Below are 21,255 nucleotides of genomic sequence, written 5' to 3'. Positions count from 1 at the left end.
CCGCCGCCCCCCGAGCCCCGCCGCGTCAGAACGCGTCGCCCGGCACGCGCACCCAGCCCTCCATCAGCACGCGCGCGCTGCGGCTCATGATCGCCTTCGTGACGGCCCACTCGCCGCCGTCCTGCTTCGCTTCGGCGCCGACGCGCAGCGTGCCCGACGGATGGCCGAAGCGCACCGCGTGGCGCGCGCCGCCGCCCGCCGCGAGGTTCACGAGCGTGCCCGGAATCGCGGCCGCGGCGCCGATCGCGACAGCCGCCGTGCCCATCATCGCGTGATGCAGCTTGCCCATCGACAGCGCGCGCACGAGCAGATCGACGTCGGCGGCCGCGACGCGCTTGCCGCTCGACGCGATGTAGTCGGCCGGCTTCGCGACGAACGCCACCTTCGGCGTGTGCTGGCGCGTCGCGATCTCGTCGAGCGACGCGATGAGGCCCATGCGCAACGCGCCGTGCGCGCGGATCGTCTCGAACATCGCGAGCGCCTTCGCGTCCGAATTGATCGCGTCCTGCAGCTCGGTGCCGGCGTAGCCGATCGCCCCGGCGTCGACGAAGATCGTCGGAATGCCCGCGTTGATCATCGTCGCCTTCAGCGTGCCGACGCCGGGCACGTCGAGATCGTCGACGAGATTGCCCGTCGGGAACATCGCGCCGCCCGCGCCTTCCTCGTCGGCCGCCGGGTCCATGAATTCGAGCTGCACTTCGGCGGCCGGGAACGTGACGCCGTCGAGCTCGAAGTCGCCCGTCTCCTGCACCGCGCCGTTCGTGACCGGCACGTGCGCGACGATCGTCTTGCCGATGTTCGCCTGCCAGATCCGCACGGTCGCGACGCCGTTCTCCGGCACGCGCGCCGGGTCGATCAGGCCGCCCGCGATCGCGAACGGGCCGACCGCCGCCGACAGGTTGCCGCAGTTGCCGCTCCAGTCGACGAACGGCTTGTCGATCGACACCTGGCCGAACAGGTAATCGACATCGTGATCGGGCCGCGCGCTCTTCGCGACGATCACCGTCTTGCTCGTGCTCGAGCTCGCGCCGCCCATCCCGTCGATCTGCTTGCCGTACGGGTCCGGGCTGCCGATCACGCGCGAGAGCAGCGCGTCGCGCGCGGCGCCCGGCTGCCGCGCGGCTTCGGGCAGATCCTGCAGCCGGAAGAACACGCCCTTGCTGGTGCCGCCGCGCAGGTAGGTCGCGGGAATCTTGATTTGGGGTACGTGGGCCATGATTCGTGAGGTCCTGTGTCGAGCGGAGCGAGTGCTTCAGCACCGGCTCCGATCCCATGCAAAGCAAGTGAAAGCAAGTGATTCGGGCCCGTTCGCCCGATGAAGCGCGTCACCGCGCCGTCACGCCGCCTTCGACGATTCGAGGAAATCCTGCGCGAAGCGCTGCAGCACGCCGCCCGCGTCGTAGATCGACACTTCCTCGGCCGTGTCGAGCCGGCACGTGACGGGCACCTCCACGCGCTCGCCGCTCTTGCGGCGGATCACGAGCGTGAGCTCCGCGCGCGGCGTGCGCCCGCCGATCACGTCGAACGTCTCGGTGCCGTCGATCGCAAGCGTCGTGCGGTTCGTGCCCGGCTTGAACTCGAGCGGCAGCACGCCCATGCCGATCAGGTTCGTGCGGTGGATCCGCTCGAAGCCCTCCGCGACGATCGCCTCGACGCCCGCGAGCCGCACGCCCTTCGCCGCCCAGTCGCGCGACGAGCCCTGGCCGTAATCCGCGCCCGCGATCACGACGAGCGGCTGCTTGCGGTTCATGTAGGTCTCGATCGCCTCCCACATCCGCATCACGCTGCCGTCCGGCTCGACGCGCGCGAGCGAGCCCTTCTTCACTTCGCCGTCGACGACCGCCATCTCGTTGACGAGCGTCGGGTTCGCGAACGTCGCGCGCTGCGCGGTCAGGTGGTCTCCGCGGTGCGTCGCGTACGAGTTGAAGTCCTCTTCCGGCAGGCCCATCTTCGCGAGGTATTCGCCCGCCGCGCTCGTCGGCAGGATCGCGTTCGACGGCGACAGGTGGTCGGTCGTGATGTTGTCGCCGAGCACGGCGAGCGCACGCATGCCCGCGAGCGTGCGCTCGCCCGCGAGCGCGCCCTCCCAGTACGGCGGACGGCGGATGTACGTGCTCTGCGGCCGCCAGTCGTAGAGGGGCGCCGCGCGCTCGCCGGCGTCGGCCGCGCGCGCGAACATCGGCTCGTAGACGGCGCGGAACTGCCCGGGCTTCACGCTCGAGGCGACGATCGCGTCGATCTCCTCGTCGGTCGGCCAGATGTCCTTCAGCGTGACGGGCTGGCCGTTCGCGTCGTGGCCGAGCGCGTCCTTCTCGATGTCGAAGCGGATCGTGCCCGCGATCGCGTACGCGACGACGAGCGGCGGCGACGCGAGGAACGCCTGCTTCGCATACGGATGGATGCGGCCGTCGAAGTTGCGGTTGCCGGACAGCAAGGCGGTGGCGTACAGGTCGCGCTCGACGATCTCCTGCTGGATCTTGGGATCGAGCGCGCCGGACATCCCGTTGCAGGTCGTGCACGCGAACGCGACGATGCCGAAGCCGAGCTTCTCCAGCTCCGGCAGCAGGTTCGCTTCCTTCAGATACAGCTCGACCGCCTTCGAGCCGGGCGCGAGCGAGCTCTTCACCCACGGCTTGCGCACGAGGCCGCGCGCGTTCGCGTTGCGCGCGAGCAAGGCCGCGGCGATCACGTTGCGCGGGTTGCTCGTGTTCGTGCAGCTCGTGATCGCGGCGATGATCACCGCGCCGTCGGGCATCTCGCCCGGCTTCTCTTCCCACCGGCCCGCGATCCCGCGCGCGGCGAGCTCGGACGTCGGCAGCCGCTTGTGCGGATTCGACGGGCCGGCCATGTTGCGCACGACGCTCGACAGATCGAACGTCAGCGTGCGCTCGTATTGCGCGTTCGCGAGGCTGTCTGCCCACAGGCCCGCCGCCTTCGCGTAGGTTTCGACGAGCTTCACCTGCTCGTCGCTGCGCCCCGTCAGGCGCAGGTAATCGATCGTCTGCCCGTCGATGAAGAACATCGCGGCCGTCGCGCCGTATTCGGGCGCCATGTTCGAGATCGTCGCGCGATCGCCGAGCGTGAGGCTCTTCGCGCCCTCGCCGCGGAATTCGAGATACGCGCCGACCACTTTCTCGCGGCGCAGGAATTCGGTCAGCGCGAGCACGACGTCGGTCGCGGTGATGCCGGGCTGGCGCTTGCCGGTCAGCTCGACGCCGACGATGTCCGGCAGCCGCATCCACGACGCGCGGCCGAGCATCACGTTCTCCGCCTCCAGGCCGCCCACGCCGATCGCGATCACGCCGAGCGCGTCGACGTGCGGCGTGTGGCTGTCGGTGCCGACGCAGGTGTCCGGGTACGCCACGCCGTCCTGCGCCTGGATCACGGGCGACATCTTCTCCAGGTTGATCTGGTGCATGATGCCGTTGCCGGGCGGAATCACGTCGACGTTCTCGAACGCCTTCTTCGTCCACTCGATGAAGTGGAAGCGATCCTCGTTGCGGCGATCCTCGATCGCGCGGTTCTTCGCGAACGCGTCCGGATCGAAGCCGCCGCACTCGACGGCGAGCGAGTGATCGACGATCAGTTGCACCGGCACGACCGGATTCACCTTCGCCGGATCGCCGCCGCGTTCCGCGATCGCGTCGCGCAGGCCCGCGAGATCGACGAGCGCGGTCTGGCCGAGGATGTCGTGGCAGACGACGCGCGCCGGGAACCACGGGAAATCGCGCTCGCGCTTGCGCTCGACGAGCTGTTTCAGCGAATCGGCGAGGATCGCCGGGTCGCAGCGGCGCACGAGGTTCTCGGCGAGCACGCGCGACGTGTACGGCAAGGTGTCGTACGCGCCCGGGCGGATCGCGTCGACGGCGGCGCGCGCGTCGAAGTAATCGAGCGGCGTGCCGGGCAGGGGTTTGCGGTTGGCAGTGTTCATTGCGTGGGGACAGACTGGGTAACGATCGTCGCGAAACGGCCGGGCGTCGCGCCCGGCCGCCGGATGCCGCCGATCAGCGCTTCTCGATCGGCACGAACTTCAGGTCTTCCGGGCCGGTGTAGTTCGCGCTCGGGCGGATGATCTTGTTGTCGACCCGCTGCTCGATGATGTGCGCGCTCCAGCCGGACGTGCGCGCGATCACGAAGAGCGGCGTGAACATCGCGGTCGGCACGCCCATCATGTGATACGACACCGCGCTGAACCAGTCGAGGTTCGGGAACATCTTCTTGATCGCCCACATCACCGATTCGAGCCGCTCGGCGATGCTGAAGAGCTTCAGGTCGCCCGCTTCCTTCGACAGCTTGCGCGCGACCTCCTTGATCACCTTGTTGCGCGGATCGGAGATCGTGTAGACCGGGTGGCCGAAGCCGATCACGACTTCCTTGTTCTCGACGCGGCGGCGGATGTCGACTTCCGCCTCGTCGGGCGTGCGGTAGCGGTTCTGGATCTCGTATGCGACTTCGTTCGCGCCGCCGTGCTTCGGCCCGCGCAGCGCGCCGATCGCGCCCGTGATCGACGAGTACATGTCCGAGCCCGTGCCGGCGATCACGCGGCCCGTGAATGTCGACGCGTTGAACTCGTGCTCCGCGTACAGGATCAGCGACGTATGCATCGCGTCGACCCACGATTTCGACGGCGTCTTGCCGTGCAGCAGGTGCAGGAAGTGACCGCCGATCGAGTCGTCGTCGGTTTCCGTCTCGATGCGGCGGCCGTTGTGCGAGTAGTGATACCAGTACAGCAGCATCGAGCCGAGCGACGCCATCAGCCGGTCCGCGATGTCGCGCGCGCCCGGCAGGTTGTGGTCGTCCTTCTCGGGCAGCACGGTGCCGAGCACCGATACGCCGGTGCGCATCACGTCCATCGGATGCGCGGACGCCGGAATCCATTCGAGCGCCGCCTTCACGTTCGCGGGCAGGCCGCGCATCGCGCGCAGCTTCGCCTTGTACGCGGCCAGTTCCGTCACGTTCGGCAGCGTCTCGTGCACGAGCAGGTGCGCGATCTCCTCGAATTCGCTCGATCCGGCGATATCGAGAATGTCATAGCCGCGATAATGCAGATCGTTGCCGGTCTTGCCGACCGTGCACAGCGCGGTGTTGCCCGCCGCGACGCCCGACAGCGCGACCGACTTCTTCGGCTTGAAACCGCTCGCGGCGCCCGTTGCTGCTGCTTCCTTCGTCTCGCTCATCCTTATACTCTCCTGGGTTCGAATCCTTGAATCCGTGCTTCGGTGCTTCCGTGCATCAGTTCCGGCCTTGGCTGAAAAGCTGGTCAAGCTTCTCTTCGTATGCGTAGTAGCCGAGATACTCGTACAACTCCGCGCGCGTCTGCATCGTCTGCACCGCGGCCTTTTGCGTGCCGTCGCGGCGCACCGTCTCGTAGAAGTGCAGCGCGGCCTTGTTCATCGCGCGATACGCGCCGCAGCAGTAGAGCGCGATGTCGACGTTCGCGCCCTTCAGCTCGTCGAGCGTGAAGAGCGGCGTCGAGCCGAACTCGGTCAGGTTCGCGAGGATCGGCACCTTCACCGCTTCCTTGAAGCGGCGGTAGTCGTCGAGCGTCTTCATCGCCTCGGGGAAGATCATGTCCGCGCCCGCCTCGACGTACGCGATCGCGCGCTCGATCGCCGAATCGATGCCCTCGGCCGCCGCCGCGTCGGTGCGCGCCATGATCACGAAGGTCTCGTCGGTGCGCGCGTCGACGGCCGCCTTGATCCGGTCGACCATCTCGCCCGTCGGCACGCATTCCTTGCCCGGACGGTGGCCGCAGCGCTTCTGCCCGACCTGGTCCTCGAGGTGCACGGCGCCGACGCCCGCCTTGATGAACGAGCGGATCGTGCGCGCGATGTTGAACGCGCCGCCCCAGCCGGTATCGATGTCGACGAGGAGCGGCAGGTTCGTCGCGTTCGTGATCCGGTTCGCGTCGACGAGCACGTCGTCCATCGTGCTAATGCCGAGATCGGGAATGCCGAGCGAGTTCGCGGCGACACCGCCGCCCGACAGATAGACCGCCTTGAAGCCGACCGCTTCGGCCATCTTCGCGGCGTACGCGGTGATCGCGCCGACCACCTGCAGCGGCTGCTCGGCCGCGACCGCCGCGCGGAATTTCGCGCCGGCGCTGATCAGTTGTGGGTTGCCCATCGACTCCTCCTGAAAGATGCCGATAAACAGCAAGGTCCGGGCCAGGCGCGCCGCCGGCCGCTAACCCGCTGATTCTGCGCGCTTTCCGGATTCGGCGCACTGATCAGACGATTTCAATTTCGAAATCCGGATTCCAGAATTGAAATTCATGCGCGATAATGCGCCGCATCGCTTCTCTTCGTTCGGGCGCGGCGCGCGCCGCGCCCTTCATCCATCCAGCATGAGCACCCTACCCGAAACCGGCGTGCGGCCGCGCGTCTGGGCGGTCGGCATCAGCCGGCTGCGCGCGCTCTTTCGCGACATCGCCGACGAATACGAAGAGCGCGCCGACCTGCGGATCGTCGCGCGCGGCTACGAGGAAGCGATCACCGCGCTCGCGACGGCGGGCGGCGAGCGCCCCGACGCGATCGTCGCCGCCGGCTCGAACGGCACCTATCTGAAGGCGCGCGTGCGCGTGCCCGTCGTGCTCGTCAATCCGACCGGCTTCGACGTGATGCACGCGCTCGCCCGCGCGCGGCGCGACGCGAGCCGGATCGCGCTCGTCAGCTACGGCGAGACGCCGCCCGAGGTGCGCAGCTTCGCGGCCGCATATGGGCTCGACATCGTGTTCGCGTCGTACCAGAGCGCGCAGGAGGCGGAAACGCGCGTGCTCGAAATGCGCGAGCGCGGCATCGAGACCGTCGTCGGGCCGGGGCTCGTCACCGATCTCGCGGCGAACGCCGGGATGGGCGCGGTGTTCGTCTATTCGCACGCGTCGGTGCGCGCGGCCGTCAACACGGCGCTCGAAGTCGCGCACGCGACGCACGCGGAAGCGCTGCGCCGCGAGCGGCTCGACAACCTGCTGCAGCATCTGCGCGACGGCGTCGTCGCGCTCGACCGCGAGGGCCGCGTCGAGGCGATCAACGAGCGGCTCGCGCTCGCGCTCGGCGTGTCGCCGTCGGCCGCCGTCGGCCGCGCGCTGCACGATCTGACGCCCGAGTTGCGCACGCTGCGCGCGGCCGACGGCGACACGCTCGCGACCGTGCGCGGCGTGCGCTATGTCGTCCATCGCGGGCCGCTCGCCGCGAGCGGCGGCGCGCCCGGCAGCGTGCTGACGTTCCAGGAATCGCGCGCGGTGGAGCGGCTCGACCGCACGCTGCGCTCGCATCAGCACGCGCAGCAGTTCACCGCGCGCTACCGGCTCGACGACGTCGTCGGCGCGACGCCCGCGATCGCGCACGCGCGCGAGCTCGCGCGGCGCTACGCGAAATCGGACGCGACCGTGCTGATCCTGGGCGAGAGCGGCACCGGCAAGGAGATGATCGCGCAAAGCCTGCATGCGCTGTCCGCGCGCCGCAAGTATCCGTTCGTCGCGGTGAACTGCGGCGCGTTTCCGGAATCGCTGCTCGAGAGCGAGCTGTTCGGCTACGAGGAAGGCGCGTTCACCGGCGCGCGGCGCGGCGGCAAGGCGGGGCTCTTCGAGGCCGCGCACCGCGGCACGCTGTTTCTCGACGAGATCGGCGAGATGCCGCCGTCGCTGCAAAGCCGGCTGCTGCGCGTGCTGCAGGAGCGCGAGGTCGTGCGCGTCGGCTCGACCGAGCCGGTTCCGGTCGACATCCGCGTCGTCGCGGCGACGCACCGGCCGCTCTTCGCGGCCGTCGAGGCGGGCACGTTTCGCGCGGATCTCTATTACCGGCTGAACATCCTGAACATCGGGCTGCCGCCGCTGCGCGAGCGCGCGGCCGACATTCCCGCGCTCGCCGCGACGCTGCTCGCGCAGGCCGCGCGCCGCGAGCCGCGGCTCGCCGAGCGGCTGCGCGACGCGAATGACGCGGCGCGCGCGCTCGATGCCGCGAACGCCGCGCTGATCCGCTATCGATGGCCCGGCAACGTGCGCGAGTTGCAGAACGTGATCGAGCGGATCGCGGTGGAGCTCGCCGACGCAAACGAGCGCGGCAGCGCGGCCGTGAGCGTCGACACGCTGCGCGCGATCGCGCCCGAGGTGCTCGCGCTCGATGCGTTCGCGGCGGGCGGCGATGGCGGACGCGGCGGCGGCGCGAATGGCGGCCATGCCGACGGCGACGCCGATGCGCGGCGCCCGACGCTCGTGCAGCGCCGCCGGCGCGCGGAAGCCGACGAGATCCGCGCCGTGCTCGACGCATGCGGCGGCGATCGCGATCGCACATGCGCGATGCTCGGCATCAGCAAGACGACGCTGTGGCGCAAGCTCGCGGCGAGCGAAGGGAGCGCGCGGGGCGGCCGGCGCGGTAGTGGTGGTAGCGGTGGCAATGGCGGCAATGACGGAGGCGGTGATGCCTAGGGTCTGTTGACATACGGAACGCACATGCGCTGCCACGAGAACAGCCGCTCGCCGCGTCGTCATTCGCCGTTCGCGGCACGCGAAACACGCACGAAACACGCACGACGCCGACGCGCGACACCGCGCATCCGGATCGCGCGACGAAGCTCGCTTGCGCCCTCGTCCCCATCCGTGATTGATGTCAACACCGCGGCCATTCATCTGATTTAAGGAACAGCGAAGCGCGCCGATAACCAGCCATCGCCGAGATGGCGACACCGCCTTCCCCCGCCATTCCAGAGATCAGATGAAGCTTCGCCGCAAAATCCCCCTTGCCTTCGCGGCAGCACTCGTCCTCACGTCCGCCGGCGCTTTCTACGGCATTCACGCACTCAACCGCTCGCTCGACACATACGGCACGACGGTCCAGCAGAACGTCGCGAACGAGCGGATGGTGTCCGCGATGCTCGCCGCGTTCAAGCTGCAGGTGCAGGAATGGAAGGACACGCTGCTGCGCGGCAAGGACCCGGCGAAACTCGACAAGTACTGGCGCGCGTTCCAGCAGCGCGAGCGGACCGTCGACGCGCTCGCCGCCGAGCTGAAATCGAAGCTGCCGGACGGCGAGAGCCACAGGCTGATCGAGCAGTTCGCGTCGGCGCACGCGGAAATGGGGCAAGGCTATCGTAAGGGATTCGAAGTATTCAAGGCATCAGGGTTCGATCCGTCCGCGAGCGACCAGGCCGTCGCGGGCGTCGATCGCGCGCCCGCCGAGCTGCTTGAAAAGGCCGCGCAGGACATCGCCGCCGACAGCGCGCGCGTGTCGGCCGACGCCGCGAGCGACGCCGTGCGCGCAACGACGATCAGCATCGTCGCGACGCTCGTCGTGTTCACGCTCGCGCTCGCCGGAGGCGTCTGGTTCAGCGGCACCGTCACGCGGCCGCTGTCGCGCGCGCTCGCATGCGTGCGGCGGGTTGCGACGGGCGATCTGTCGACGCCGATCGACGCGCGCGGCGACGACGAAATCGCCGAGCTGCTCGCCGCGCTGAAGGACATGCAGGCGAGCCTGTCGCACGTCGTGCGCGACGTGCGACACAACGCGGACGGCGTCGCCACCGCGAGCGCGCAGATCGCGTCGGGCAATCTCGATCTGTCGTCGCGCACCGAGGAACAGGCGGCGTCGCTCGAGGAAACGGCGGCCAGCATGGACGAGCTCACGTCTACCGTGCGCCGCAACGCCGAGCATGCGCAGCACGCGTGCGCGGTTGCCGCCGACGCATCGACGACAGCCACGCGCGGCGGCGACGTGATGCGCCAGGTCGTCGACACGATGCGCGGCATCGCGGACAGCTCGGGCAAGGTCGCCGAGATCATCGCGGTGATCGACGGCATCGCGTTCCAGACCAACATCCTGGCATTGAACGCGGCCGTCGAGGCGGCGCGCGCGGGCGAGCAGGGGCGCGGCTTCGCGGTCGTCGCGGGCGAGGTGCGCACGCTCGCGCAACGCAGCGCGACGGCGGCGCGCGAAATCAAGACGCTGATCGAGCAGTCGACCGAGCGCGTCGGCGCGGGCTCCGCGCTCGTCGACGATGCGGGGCGGATCATCGGCGAGATCGTCGATTCGGTGCGGCAGGTGACGGGCATCGTCGGCGAGATCGCGTCGGCGTCGAACGAGCAGAGCATCGGCATCGAGCAGGTCAATCACGCGGTCGCGCAAATGGACAACGTGACGCAGCAAAACGCGGCGCTCGTCGAAGAGGCGTCCGCGGCGGCGCACGCGCTCGCCGAACAGGCACACGCGCTGCACGGCGCGGTGGCGGTGTTCACGCTGCAGGGCGAACGCGGCGGCGACAGTTAAACCAACGGCGACAGCGGCGGCCTACATGCACGGCTTGCTCGCGACGAAGTGAAACCACGCTTCGTCGCCGAGATTCTGGTCGCGCCGCACAGGCTCGCCGGTCGATCCGCCGAACGCCGCGCGCAACTTCAGGCCGACGTCGGCGAGCTGACGCTGCTGGGTCGCGAAATCGGTGTACATGATGAGTATCCCGAACTTGTGCGCGGCGCACACACGCATCGCATAGCCGTCGAACGCGCGATTGAAACGCGAATGGCGGAAATAATTGAACGCGCCGATCGGCAGCGAATACGCGATCCTCGCCGCGTCGAGCGCGATCGCGAGCGGGTTCGCCGAGCGCCGCGGCAGGCGGGCGAGCCGCGACAGTCCTTCGCGATAGCCGGGCCCCGCGAGATTGTGCGTCGAGAACAGCGCGAAGCCGCCCGGCCTCAGCACGCGCGCGAACTCCTTCAGGATCGCGATCCGGCCATCGTGATCGACCGCGTCGATGCCGTTGTAGCTGAACACGACGAGCGAGAAGCTCTCGTCGGCGAACGCCGACATGTCGCGCGCGTCCATTCGCTGGACGCGCGTGCCCGGATGATTGCGCCGGCAGATCTCGACGAGCTCGGGCGTATAGTCGACGGCGGTATAGTCGGCGCTGATCGTCTTCAATAGCGGCACGGTGCGCCCGCCGCCGACGCCGACGTCGAGAATCGGCTCGTCGCGCACGCGCTCGGCGATCCACGCGATCGCCGCCGCCTCGCCCGGATCGGTCCAGCCGGATGCGCGCCCGTATCCGCGCAGCGCGCTGCGGCTGCGCCAGACGGCTTGATTGATGCGGTCCTGCACGAAACCTGCGTTCACGATTCCCTCTCTTCGCCGATGGCCCCGGCGAATCGCCGCACTTCGTTGAACTCGCTTCGAGTATCGTCATGCGCACGCACGCGCCTCTGTTCTGCGGCTTACATTCGGCAGGATTTCGAACGAATGTTCGAAGCGGCGCGCGCACCGCTGCGCGGCGGCGACGTGCGCCGAGGTTCGCGCGGGACGGCGGATCAGCGCCCGCGCGCGAAGCGGTCGGTCGCCGCGATCAGCGCGCGCAGGATGCCCGGCTCGTCGTACGCGTGGCCCGCGTCGGGCACGATCTCGAGCGACGCGCGCGGCCACGCCTTCGCAAGCTCCCACGCGGTGCGCGCGGGCGTCGCGACGTCGTAGCGCCCCTGAACGATCACGCCCGGAATGTCCGCGAGACGATGCGCGTCGCGCAGCAACTGCCCGTCTTCCATGAAGCCTTGATGAACGAAGTAGTGGTTTTCGATGCGGGCGAACGCAAGCGCGTAATGCGCGTCGCCGAAATGCGCCTCGTGCGCGGCATTCGGCAGCAGCGTGATCGTCCGGCCTTCCCAGACGCTCCATGCGTGCGCGGCTTCGCGCTTCGCCGCTTCGTCGTCGCCCGTCAGCCGGCGGCGATACGCGGCGATCAGGTCCGCGCGCTCGGCGGGCGGAATGGGCGCGATGAAATCCTCCCACAGGTCCGGAAACAGCCACGACGCGCCTTCCTGGTAATACCAGAGCAGCTCGGAGCGGCGCACCGTGAAGATGCCGCGCACGACGAGCTCGGTCACGCGCGCCGGATGCGCCTCGCCATACGCGAGCGCGAGCGCGCTGCCCCACGAGCCGCCGAACACGAGCCAGCGCTCGACGCCGAGCATCTCGCGCAGCCGCTCGATGTCGTCGACGAGATGCCACGTCGTGTTGTTCTCGAGGCTCGCGTGCGGCGTCGAGCGGCCGCAGCCGCGCTGGTCGAACAGCAGCACGTTGTAGCGCGCGGGGTCGAAGAGGCGGCGGTGATCGGCGCTGCAGCCGCCGCCCGGGCCGCCGTGCAGGAAGACGGCCGGCTTGCCGTCGGGGTTGCCGCACTGCTCCCAATACACGCGATGGCCATCGCCGGTGTCGAGGAAGCCGTGTGCGTAGGGTTCGATCGGTGGATACAAGGGGCGCTCCGGATAAATGGAAGAAAGCGACGCTTCATTATGCCGAGTCGCCGGAAAAACGGTGCGCGCGCCTGCTTCGGACACGACCAGCCGTCATGCGTCCACGTTCGTGCCAGCCGTCGCGACGGCGCGACTTCGACGCAGCGTCGCGGAGATACACTCCGCGCTCAGGCGCGACGAGCATTCGTCGACGTGCCGGTCGATCGTTTCCGGTCAGTTGCATTACCGCACCTAAAACAGGCATCGAAACGATGCTCGCGCAGGAAATCACGCGACGCCTGAAAGTGCCGCTCGCCGGGCAGCGCGCGTATGGCGAGCGCCTGCGGCAGATACTCGGCGCGAACGGTCTCGGCGAACTGGCTCGTGAATACGTCGTGCTCGTCGATCGCGCCCGTAACGGGCAGGCAGCGTTCATCTACTTCCGCACGACGCGGAACAACGCATGGCGGATGATCGGCGCGTCGCCCGCCGCGACCGGGCTGCCCGGCCAGTACGGCCATTTCGTGACGCCGAGTACAAAGCGCGCGCCGCTGGCGGCGACTCGCAGCCGGGCACGCGCGCATGCCGCCACGCCGAATCGCGGCAATCGGATCGCACGCGATTTCGCCCGAACGAACGAAGCCGCGTGCATGTCAAGCGCCCCTGCCCTGGTCAGCGGCTTGGCGCCACCGCGCCATCCGTCGTCGCCGGCAATAGCGCAAGACGATCGCCCGGCCCGGCGCCGAACCCGTCGAACGCCGCCTTCGCCCGATACTGCGCCTCCCACATCGCCCGATAGCGTCCATCGATCGCGATCAGCTCGTCATGCCGCCCCTGCTGCACGAGCCGCCCGCCGTCGATCACGAGAATCCGGTCCGCGCCGACGATCGTCGACAGGCGATGCGCGATCACGACGACGGTCTTGTCCCGCACGAGCGCATCGATCGCACGCTGCACCGCCAGTTCGCTTTCGACATCGAGCGCTGCGGTCGGCTCGTCGAGAATCACGATCGGCGCGTCCTTCAGCAATGCGCGCGCGATCGAGATGCGCTGGCGTTCGCCGCCCGACAGCCTGCCGCCGATCTCGCCGAGCCGCGTCTGCCAGCGCTGCGGCAGGCGTTCGATGAATTCGTGGCACTGCGCGGCGCGCGCCGCGGCTTCGACTTCCTCATCGGTCGCGTCCGGCCGCGCCATGCGGATGTTCGCGAGCACTGTGTCGTCGAACAGATAGACGTCCTGAAACACGACTGAAATCAACGCATTCAGCGCCGTTTCCGGAATCTGCCGGATGTCGACGCCGCCGATCTCGATCGAGCCGCGCTGCGGATCGGCATGACGCAGCAGCAAGCGCGCGATCGTCGACTTGCCTGAACCCGACGGACCGACGAGCGCCGTCATCCCGTTCGCCGGCAGCGTCGCGCTGAAGCCGCCGAGCGCATCGCCCGTCGCGCGCGCGTAACGGAACGACACGTCGTCGAAACGCAGCTCGAAGCGGGTCGGCACGCACGGCGGCTGCCGCGCCGGCAGCGGCTCGATCGCAAGCAGCGCTTCGATGCGTTCCAGCGCGGCTTCGATCATCTCGATAACCGCCGTATAGCCGATCAACGTCGCCATCGGCTCGGAGAAACGCACGACGATCACCATCACGGCCGCGACGGCCGACAGTTCGAGCGTGCCCATCACCACCCACGTGACGGCCGCCGCGACGACGAGTTGCAGGCCGAGCTCGACGACGCTCGCGACAATGAGATTCGGCTTCGCGCTCCTGCGATGCGCGGCCGTCTGCATATCGAGCAGTTTCGCGCAGCCGTCGGCGAGCGTCGACGCTTTCGACGCGTCGCTGCACGCCGCGCGCAGCACCGGCAGCCCTTGCGTGAATTCGACGATGTCGGCGTTCAATCGACTGTGCGCGTCCGCGAGCGCGCGCATCCCGCGCCCGAGCGCCGGCCGGCGCCAGCGGTAAAGCGGCACGATCGCGGGGAACACGAGCAGCAGGATCAGGCCCATGCGCCAGTCGACGAACAGCGTGGCGAGCGCGACGACGCAAGGCGTAATGGTCGCGAGCGCGATCATGTTGACGATCGCGAGCGTGTAGTTGAGGTTCTCGTCGACGCTGCCGAGCAGCAGCGCGTTCATCTCGCCCGAGCGCTTGTCCTGCAGCAGGTCGAGCGGCATGTGGCGCAGTTGCTCGCCGAGCCGCATGCGCAGCGCGTGCGTCGTGTACGCCATTCGCCCGTTGTATTCGAAGCCTTGCGCGCGCCAGCGCGCGCATGTCGCGAACGCCGCGATCAGCGTCATCGCGCTCAGCCAGCCGAGCGCCGACGCGGTCGGCCGCTTGTCGACGATCGCGGCGATCAACGGAAACAGGCAGGCAAGCGCGAGTCCCTGCGCGGCCGCGGCGATGCACAGGCCGACGATGCTCGCGCGCAGCGCGCCTGCATTCGGGCCCGCGACGCTCGTCAGTCGTCGATACGTCAGGCGCCACGATGCGGGGCGCCGGGTTTCGGTCGATTCGTGTTTCATCGCGTGCGCTCCATTTCGATGCCGGTCCGATTCTCTTGCGCGCCGCCGCGCAGCGCCCAGCGCTGCGCGCGTTCATGGCTGTCCCACAGCCGCGCGTAAACGCCTCGCATCGACAACAGCGCGTCGTGGCGGCCCGCTTCGACGAGCGCGCCCCGATCGAACACGAGAATCTGATCGGCATGACGAATCGTCGACAGGCGATGCGCGACCATGATCACCGTCTTGCCGCGCATCAGCGCGGACAGCGCGCGCATCAGCTCTGCCTCGTTTTCCGGATCGGAAAACGCGGTCGCCTCGTCGAGCACGAGGATCGGACGGTTCTGCAGGATCGCGCGCGCGATCGTGATGCGCTGCCGCTGCCCGCCCGACAGGAATGCGCCGCGCTCGCCCGCGAGCGTGTCGTACCCGTTCGGCAAGCACATGATGAAGTCGTGCGCCTGCGCGGCCTTCGCTGCCGCGATCACGTCGTCCATCGTGCGGTTCGGCGAGCCGACGCGGATGTTGTTCGCGATCGTGTCGGCGAACAGGAACGTGTCCTGGAACACGAACGCGAGCTGCGACATCAGCACGTCGGCCGTCATGTCGCGCACGTCGACGCCGCCGACGAGCACGCGCCCCGCATCGACGTCCCAGAAGCGCGGAATCAGCCGCGCGACGGTCGTCTTGCCCGCGCCCGACGGGCCGACGAGCGCGGTCGTCGAGCCCTGCGGGACGTGGAAGCTCACGTTGCGCAGCACGCGCGCGTCACCGTTGCCGTTGCCGTCTCCTTCATCGTCATGGCCGGCATGGCGGCGGGCGGGCACGGTTCCCGGCTTCGCATCCGCGGGCGCGCCATAGCCGAAGCCGACATTCTCGAACGTCACGCTCGCATCGGCCGGCGCGCGCCCATCGACGGGCATCGGCAGCGTCGGCAGCGCCATCGTCTGCTGAATCCGCGCGACGCTCAGCTTCGCCTTGTCGACCATGTGATTGAGCATCATCATCGGCATCATCGCTTCCGCCATCCCGGTGCCGACGAGCAGCACCGCGATCCACGCGCCGAAATCCGATGCATCGCGCGCGATCAGCCACGCGCCGAGCCACAGCAGCACGAGCAGCGTCGGCAGCGGATTGAGCATCGCGAACGAGAAACGCGCGGAGAAACCCGCCTGCCGATACCAGCGCGTCAGCACGTCGAGATATGCGTCGAGCGCATGCTGAAAGCGGCCGAACGTCGAATAGCCGGCGTCGAACGTGCGCACGACAGGCATCGCCTGCACGAACTCGATGACGGCCGCGCTCACGCGCTCGCGCGCGTCGTTGTACAGCCGGCTCATCTCGACGGCGTTGCGCATCGCGAGCGTCAGCACGCCGAATCCGATCGCCATCACCGCGGCCGCGCCGGCGGCGAGCCGCCAGTCGAGCCACAGCAGCACGACGAGCGTGCACGCCGGCCCGACGAACGCGCGTGCATAGAGCGGCGTGCTGTCGGCGACGAAAATGTGGAGCGCCTTCACGTCGTCGTGGATGACCTTCGACAGCGCGCCCGCACCGGCCTGCTGCAGCGTGCCGAGCGACACGCGCGTCAGGCGGTCCGCCAGATCGCTGCGCAGGATCTTTTCGAGGCGGAATGCCGCGTAGTGCGATTGGCTGAACGCGCCCAGCCGCAGAAAATAGCTGCCGGCGAGGCACAGGACGGCGCCCGCGACCGGCCACGCCGGCCAGACATGCGGCCGCTCGACGAGCTGCCGGACCGTCCATGCGAGCGACAGCAGGAATGCGACGTTCAGCAGCGTCGCGAGCGACGAGACGGCCATCGCGAAACGGATTTGCGCACGCACCGGGCGCATGATGCTCCACGGGCTTGGGCGGGCATCCGCGCGTCTTCGGCGGTCTGAATGGACGGCTTCGGTCGGTGGTTCGGACATGGCGATTCCTCGTGAGCCCGGCAGCGGGCGGAGCTAAATGGGATCGATGCGGCGCGCCCACGTGCGCGCGCGACGATTTGCAACGGCATGGAACGACGCACGCGGCCTGCGCCGACGAAACACACTACGCGCGGCATGCAGCCGCGCTCATCGCCTGCGACGCGGCGAGCCATGCGGCCGGCCGCGTCGCGCACGGTCAATAATCGAACGCAACCGTCACGCCGACCGTGCGTCCGAGTCCGACCTGCGCGAGATTGCCTGTCGGCGCACGGAACGCATACGTGCGGTAGTCGCGGTTCGTCAGGTTCTGCGCATAGAGCGTAAGCTCGACGTCGCGGCGCGGACGCCAGCCGAGCGACGCGTCGACCAGCGCATAGCCGCCCTGGCGCAGTTTGTTCGCGACGTCGAAGTACTGCGCGCCGAGCCAGCGCACCGCGACACGCGGCCGCACCGTGCCGACCATCGTCGGCACTTCGCCGCCGACGTTCAGCGTGAAGCCGTAGCGAGGCGCGAACGGAACGTCGTTGCCCGAGCACGTGGCACAGCCGAACGGATCGGTGTAGCTGCGGAACGTCGCGTGATTGACGAAGCCGTCGAGCCCGGCCGTCCAGCCTCGCGCGATACCCCATTCGACGCCGAACTCGACGCCCGTCGAGCGCGTGTCGCCAACGTTGCGCAGCGACTGATAACCGAGCGAATCGCTGCTGTAGAGCTGGGCATTGCGGATGTCGATCCGATAGAGCGCGACGCTGCCGCGCAGTGACCGCCCGTCATAGCGCGCGCCGAGCTCATAGCTGACCGCACGCTCCGGACCATAGGCCTGCGCATCCGCGAGGCTCGACGGCGCGAGATTGAAGCCGCCCGGCTTATAGCCTTGCGACACGTTCGCATAGACGCGCCACGCCGGATCGATCTGATAGCCGGCGGACACTTTGCCGAGAATCCGGTTGCCGGCCGTGCCGCTCACGCCGGCGAAAGGCGCATACGTCGACGCGGACGCCATCGCGGTGCCGGCGAACTGCGTCCACGCCTGATCGCGCGACGCCCGCAGGCCGGCCGACAGATCGAGCGCGTCCGTCACGTGCCAGGTGACGTCGCCGTACGCGGCGAGCGACTTGCTTTCGTTGCTCGATGCGGTCGTCGACAGATTGACGACCGACGGAATCACCATGTCGTTGACGTACGTGCGCGACTGATGCACGTCCTGCCGATAGAGGCCGAACACCGCGTCCCAGCGCCGGCCGGGCGCGTGCGTCGCGAGCCGCAGTTCCTGGACGTTCTGCCGCCAGTCCTCCGGCTGCTGCGAGAAATACTGGAGAAACGGAAAGCGCCGCTCGATGTCGACCGTCTGCCAGGCGGAAATCGCGGACAGACGCCACTGGCCGAAATCGTAGCGCCCGGACAGCGCATAGCTGTTCCCGCAGCGGCGCATATACGACTCCGCATATTGCGCGGGCAGCCGCGGATCGATGTCCGCGGTGCGGCTGCCGATGTCGTCGAAGGGCACATAGATGTCCTGCGTCGCCTTCGCGCAATCGCGCCCGACCGACACGTTCACTTCCCACGGCGCGCCGGACGGCGCGAGGCGCAGCTTCGCGCTGCCGGCGAACGAGCGTGATCCGCCCTGATGATTCGCGCCGCTGGCCGGATTGCGCAAATCGCCGGGCGCGTCGACGTGCGCGAGCGACACCGCGCCGTACAGCAGGTCCTTGACGAGCGGCCCCGCGACCTCCGCCTGCTCGACGTTGCCGCCGCGGCTCGAGACGCCCGCCCGCAGATGCACGCGCGGCGTGTTGTCGGGCGGCAGCGTGACGATGTTCAGCACGCCGCCTTCCGCGCTCTTGCCGTACAGCGTGCCTTGCGGCCCCTTGAGCAACTCGACGCGATCGACGCTGAGGAGCGTCTGCGACGAAAACGTCGGCAATTGCGGCACGCCGTCGACATACACGGTCAACGCCGGGTTGTAGAAATCCTGCGCGGACGAGATGCCGCGCAGGCCGATCATCGGAAACAGCATCGAGCCGCCGCTCGTGATCTGCACGCCGGGCAGCACCCGCGCGAGATCGAGTGTGTTCGCGACCTGCGCATCGTCGAGCGCCGGCTGTTCGACGACGACCGCCGCGCCGTTGAGCGTCGCGAGCGGCTGATCGCGTTTGCTCGCGGTGACGGTCACGGCGGACAGTTCGCCGGCCGCCGTCACGCCGGACGCCGCGCCGGCCCCGGCCCCGGCCGGACCGCTGCCCGACTGCTTCGCCGACGGCGTGCCGGCGGCGCTTGCATGAGCGACGCTCGACAAAGGAATGAGAGAAATCGCGACTGCCATCGCAAAGGCGTTCGACGCCGGGAGCCTGCCCCGCCAGGCTCGCTGATACCGCATCACACACACTCCTTGTTGATCTCGAAGGACGGCCGGGCGGACTCATCGTGCAATCGTGCGTCACGAAGAAATCCTGTCTCGCCGTGGGCGCGCGCCACGGCGAGACGAGACCGTCACGCGCCCGAAGGGCGCGAGAAGCCGCCGAGACAGACTGACTCTCCGGAACGAGCAGATTGTCTCGACGGCGGCGACTGGAATTGCAATAATGATAACAATTCGCATTTACACTTCTACCCCGATCGGGTCGACTTCCACCCCAATCGGTATGCCGCGCGGAGACGACCACCGATGCCTTCTTCCAGTTCTACGCTTGCGAAACCCGAAGTCGCGATATCGACGCTGCTCGCCAGTCCGACGCCGCCCGCCGAGTCCGCGCCCGATTGCCGACTGCTCAGAGTCGCGCTGCAAGACGGCATCGATGTGCTCGTCTGGCAAGGCGCGCTGCGGCAGCCGATCTCGATGAATATCCGCGACGACTGGGGCCGCGTTCATTTCTGCTGCGCGCTGCAAGGTCGCTCGCGCTTCTCGATCGACGCCGGCAGCAGCGAAACCGAGCACGTGCTGTCAGCGGGCACGGGATGCATCAGCTACACGCCGGATTGCAGCGGCCGCGCAATGCATTCGGGCCAGATCGAAAGCGTGACTGTGTCGATCCGGCCGGATCTCGTGCGCGAGCTCGCACCCGAGCTCGACGCGGCGCTCGAGCGCAAGCTCGATTCGGGGCGCTGCTGCGCGCCGTGCCGGTGCGACGCGGAGATGCGCGCGACCGCGCAATCGTTGAGCCACGCGCTGCAGGACAGGCATCGGTGCGCGCACGGCCGCGCAGGCCGCCCGTCGATGTGGCTGCTCGGACAGAGCCTCGCGCTCGCGAGCCTCGTGATCGAGGCGCATGGCGACGCCGCGCCGCATGCGTGGCCGCTGCCGGCGGCGGAGCGGCAGAAGCTGCTGCGCGCGCGGGATCTTCTGCTCGCGGATCTGAGCCGCGCGCCGACGATCGCGATGCTCGCGAAGGAAACGGGGCTCAGCGTGCTCAAGCTCAAGCGCGGGTTCCGGCGGCTGTTCGATCACAGCGTCTACGGGCTCTTCCAGCAGGAGCGAATGCACGAAGCGCGCCGCCGGCTGTCGAGCGCGGACACGCCGGTGATGACCGTCGCCGCCGACATGGGATACGCGAACGCGAGCCACTTCACCGCGGCGTTCCAGAAGCAGTTCGGCGTCAATCCCTCGGCGTTCAAGCAGCGCCGCTGACGATCGGTTCCGCGGCGTTCGGGCTTTTCGCGACGCAGTCCTTCGCGACGTTCTCTTTCGCGGCGCGGCCCGTCCGCGCCCGCACGCGCTTTTCGCCGCCCTTGCCCGCCTTGCCCGCCTTGCCCGCCCGGCGCGGATGCATCGCCAGCCGTGCCGGGCGAGTTCCATTGGGGCGGCGGCAAGATACCGATGCGAGCGGAAATAAATCCGTTTCGGGTAGAGCTTCTAAACAATAATGCTTATCGTTCACAGTCATAAGAGACACCGCAAATCGAGGCAGCGCGCGTCGCACAGCGCCGTTGCACTCGGGGCAGGCAGATGACGGATCGCAGATCCGTCAACGGTTCTTTCAGGCAACCGCGAATCGATTGCGCGTCTTGCCCGAAAACCGTCCGACACGTCGTCTGTCCCGAGTCTTCTCGCTTGCGTGGCGTTACCGACGAGGGACTCATGAACGACTTCATCGACACCCGCTCCTGGCCGCTCGTGTACCTGCACATGCCTGCGCAGGTTCCCGATACGGAAGCGGACGCGCGGCTCGCGCAGTTCAAGGCGCTGTACACGCGCGCCGAGCCGTTCGTGCTGCTGATGGACGGCGAGGAATTGCCGCGTCATTCGCCGCGCTTCGTATCCGCCTACGTTCAATGGTGTCGCGACAACGTCGCGCAGCAGCGGCTTTGCGCCGGCGCGATCCGCATCGAGGCGGACCTCGCGCGGCGGCGCGCCTACGAAGAGAAAGCCCGTGCGTGGGATCGCGCCGAGCACGCGCCCTATCCGTTCCGCGTCGCCGCGACGCACATCGAAGCGCGCGCGCAGGCGCAAGCCTGGCTCGAGCAGCGCAGCGGCCGCGCACGCACGTCGGCCGCGACGCGCGGCACGCGCCGAAGTCCTTAGCGACGCGCGCGGGAACGCCGCGCCCATCGAACCGGCACGCGGCGTCGCGCATCGCACACGCCGCAGCCGCTGCCGCCGTCGCGCCGCGTCGC

14 protein-coding genes and 1 pseudogene are annotated in these 21,255 nt (G+C 68.6%); 5 read left to right on the top strand and 10 right to left on the bottom strand.

Annotated features, from left to right (window positions below; translation table 11 throughout):
* Positions 1–25: 25 nt before the first annotated feature.
* The 4 genes from prpF to prpB form a co-directional block, all read right to left on the bottom strand.
* Complete coding sequence (gene prpF / locus WS92_RS04360; protein WP_006029091.1) at positions 26–1,216, bottom strand: 2-methylaconitate cis-trans isomerase PrpF; 1,191 nt, start codon at positions 1,214–1,216, stop codon at positions 26–28.
* 120 nt (positions 1,217–1,336) lie between these two features.
* Complete coding sequence (gene acnD, locus WS92_RS04355) at positions 1,337–3,931, bottom strand: Fe/S-dependent 2-methylisocitrate dehydratase AcnD (protein WP_059933357.1); 2,595 nt, start codon at positions 3,929–3,931, stop codon at positions 1,337–1,339.
* 73 nt (positions 3,932–4,004) lie between these two features.
* Complete coding sequence (prpC, locus tag WS92_RS04350) at positions 4,005–5,177, bottom strand: bifunctional 2-methylcitrate synthase/citrate synthase (protein WP_006029093.1); 1,173 nt, start codon at positions 5,175–5,177, stop codon at positions 4,005–4,007.
* Positions 5,178–5,232: 55 nt separating this feature from the next.
* Positions 5,233–6,126 (bottom strand): methylisocitrate lyase, encoded by an 894-nt coding sequence (gene prpB, locus WS92_RS04345; RefSeq protein WP_059933360.1) that lies wholly within the window; start codon positions 6,124–6,126, stop codon positions 5,233–5,235.
* Positions 6,127–6,346: 220 nt separating this feature from the next.
* Here prpB and prpR point away from each other — a divergent pair, with 220 nt between their 5' ends.
* Positions 6,347–8,425 carry a propionate catabolism operon regulatory protein PrpR gene (gene prpR, locus WS92_RS04340; RefSeq protein WP_059933364.1) on the top strand — a complete coding sequence of 693 codons (2,079 nt, stop codon included), beginning with the start codon at positions 6,347–6,349 and terminating at the stop codon, positions 8,423–8,425.
* A gap of 286 nt (positions 8,426–8,711) precedes the next feature.
* Positions 8,712–10,259 (top strand): methyl-accepting chemotaxis protein, encoded by a 1,548-nt coding sequence (locus WS92_RS04335; protein ID WP_059933366.1) that lies wholly within the window; start codon positions 8,712–8,714, stop codon positions 10,257–10,259.
* 21 nt (positions 10,260–10,280) lie between these two features.
* On the opposite strand, the gene WS92_RS04330 is transcribed toward WS92_RS04335, so the two are convergent.
* Together WS92_RS04330 and pip are read right to left on the bottom strand one after the other, a co-directional pair.
* Complete coding sequence (locus WS92_RS04330; RefSeq protein WP_059933369.1) at positions 10,281–11,105, bottom strand: class I SAM-dependent methyltransferase; 825 nt, start codon at positions 11,103–11,105, stop codon at positions 10,281–10,283.
* Between the two features lie 191 nt (positions 11,106–11,296).
* Complete coding sequence (pip, locus tag WS92_RS04325; protein ID WP_015602563.1) at positions 11,297–12,235, bottom strand: prolyl aminopeptidase; 939 nt, start codon at positions 12,233–12,235, stop codon at positions 11,297–11,299.
* Between the two features lie 95 nt (positions 12,236–12,330).
* Here pip and WS92_RS37095 point away from each other — a divergent pair.
* A pseudogene (locus tag WS92_RS37095) lies at positions 12,331–12,747 on the top strand (hypothetical protein); the annotation flags it as partial.
* A gap of 139 nt (positions 12,748–12,886) precedes the next feature.
* On the opposite strand, the gene WS92_RS04320 reads toward WS92_RS37095, so the two are convergent.
* The 3 genes from WS92_RS04320 to WS92_RS04310 form a co-directional block, all read right to left on the bottom strand.
* The gene (locus WS92_RS04320) at positions 12,887–14,737 is read right to left on the bottom strand and encodes an ABC transporter ATP-binding protein (protein ID WP_059933372.1); all 1,851 of its coding nucleotides are present in this window, start codon (positions 14,735–14,737) and stop codon (positions 12,887–12,889) included.
* Entirely contained in the window at positions 14,734–16,566 is a 1,833-nt protein-coding gene (locus WS92_RS04315; RefSeq protein WP_059933375.1) for an ABC transporter ATP-binding protein, read from the bottom strand. The genes WS92_RS04320 and WS92_RS04315 overlap by 4 nt, the downstream gene beginning before the upstream one ends.
* Before the next feature lie 274 nt (positions 16,567–16,840).
* Positions 16,841–18,967, bottom strand: a complete 2,127-nt coding sequence (locus tag WS92_RS04310) for a TonB-dependent receptor (protein ID WP_082743839.1) — start codon at positions 18,965–18,967, stop codon at positions 16,841–16,843.
* 342 nt (positions 18,968–19,309) lie between these two features.
* On the opposite strand from WS92_RS04310, the gene WS92_RS04305 reads away from it, so the two are divergent.
* Entirely contained in the window at positions 19,310–20,269 is a 960-nt protein-coding gene (locus WS92_RS04305) for a helix-turn-helix transcriptional regulator (protein ID WP_015603499.1), read from the top strand.
* Here the strand turns inward: WS92_RS04305 and WS92_RS34230 are convergent.
* Complete coding sequence (locus WS92_RS34230; protein WP_141667964.1) at positions 20,253–20,525, bottom strand: hypothetical protein; 273 nt, start codon at positions 20,523–20,525, stop codon at positions 20,253–20,255. The genes WS92_RS04305 and WS92_RS34230 overlap by 17 nt on opposite strands.
* Before the next feature lie 194 nt (positions 20,526–20,719).
* Between WS92_RS34230 and WS92_RS04300 the strand changes: the two genes are divergently transcribed.
* A complete protein-coding gene (locus WS92_RS04300) occupies positions 20,720–21,163 on the top strand; it encodes a hypothetical protein (RefSeq protein WP_006029105.1) in 444 nt (147 codons plus the stop codon).
* Positions 21,164–21,255: the final 92 nt, after the last annotated feature.

Source organism: Burkholderia sp. MSMB1588, assembly GCF_001546925.1.
GTDB classification, from domain to species: Bacteria; Pseudomonadota; Gammaproteobacteria; order Burkholderiales; family Burkholderiaceae; genus Burkholderia; species Burkholderia humptydooensis.
Note: the sequence above shows the minus strand (reverse complement) of the source record. Positions and strands in the feature narration are given on the sequence as shown.